A 1,412-nucleotide genomic window follows, 5' to 3' on the forward strand; every position below is an offset into this window, starting at 1 on the left:
ACCCGTACCAGCACTTCCGGCGAACTGCCGACCACATGGAAGTCGCCGAAGTTGAAGAAATACATATAAGGCGTCGGGTTGAAGCAACGCAGCGCCCGGTACAGATCAATCGGCGCAGCCTTGAAGTCGATCGACATGCGCTGTGACGGCACGACCTGCATGCAGTCACCGGCCAGGATGTATTCCTTGATGGTGTCGACGGCTTTTTCGTAATCGTCCTGGGTGAAGCTCGAACGGAACACCGGATCAGCCGACTGTTGCTTGCTGAAATCCAGGCCGCGGCGAGGTGTGATCGGCTGGCGAAGTTTTTCCAGCAGTTCTTCCAGACGCTCCAGGCCATGCTCGAAAGCATCGGCCTGCGCCGGGTCGGCCAGCACAATCGCGTGCATCTTGCCGGCGAGGTTGTCGAACACCACCACCGCATCGGAGACCATCAGCAAAATGTCCGGCACGCCCAGTGGATCCGGGTTCGGGCATTTGCCCAAGCGCTTCTCCACATACCGCACGCAGTCGTAACCGAAGTAACCCACCAGACCGCCGTTGAAACGAGGCAGACCGGCGATGGTCGGCACGTTGTAACGGGCCTTGAAGGTTTCGACGAAGGCCAGCGGGTCTTCAACGTCRTGGCTTTCGGTCTCGATGCCATCGACGGTCACACTGACGTGATGGTCATGCACCCGCAGCACGGTGCGGCACGGCAGGCCAATGATCGAATAACGGCCCCACTTTTCCCCGCCCTGAACCGATTCCAGCAGGTAGGAGTTCGGCTCGTCAGCCAGTTTCAGGTAGATCGACAGCGGCGTGTCGAAGTCAGCCAGGGTTTCGCAGGCAAGCGGGATGCGGTTGTAGCCGGCAGCGGCCAAACGCAGGAATTCTTCGCGGATCATGGGGTAGCCTCGTGGCTTGAGGGTCTAACGGTCAGGTATGCAAACGCGCCGGTACGCCGGCCAGGAACAAGTCAGGCGCGCCAACGCCAGCGGGCCAGGGCCTTGATGACTTTCATCCAGAGTTTGCGAGTGACCACCACGATGGCGTTTCCAGCTGGGGGTTGAACAGCGTCGCGCAACGTTATCTCAGCGGCTGGATCCAGGCAACCGCGAATTAGTTTGCGCAGATCGTCGATCACCAGCGCCGGTGACTCTTCGGCAATCGGCCGGCCATGGTTGTAGCCGTAACTGAGCGCCACACACTTGACCCCCGCCGCTTTCGCCGCCAGCACATCGCTACGCGAATCGCCGACGAACAAGGATTGCGAGGCCGGGATGTTGGCCATTTTCATCACGAAAAACAGCGCGGCCGGATCGGGCTTTTTCTGCGGCAAGGTATCGCCGCCGATGATCCATTTGAAGTAGCGGCCGATTTTCATCTGATCCAGCAGTGGCGCGACGAAACGCTCCGGCTTGTTAGTGATC

2 protein-coding genes are annotated in these 1,412 nt (G+C 59.7%); both read right to left on the reverse strand.

The window, feature by feature from the left end; all coding sequences use genetic code 11:
* The coding region (locus AC1DRJ_RS27655; protein WP_477804946.1) for a chorismate-binding protein at window positions 1-887 on the reverse strand (887 nt) is incomplete at its 3' end.
* A 71-nt stretch (window positions 888-958) separates the two neighbouring features.
* A partial coding sequence (locus AC1DRJ_RS27660) for an HAD-IA family hydrolase (RefSeq protein WP_477804947.1) occupies window positions 959-1,412 on the reverse strand: 454 nt, incomplete at its 5' end.

It is taken from the genome of Pseudomonas sp. P5_B2, assembly GCF_056400445.1.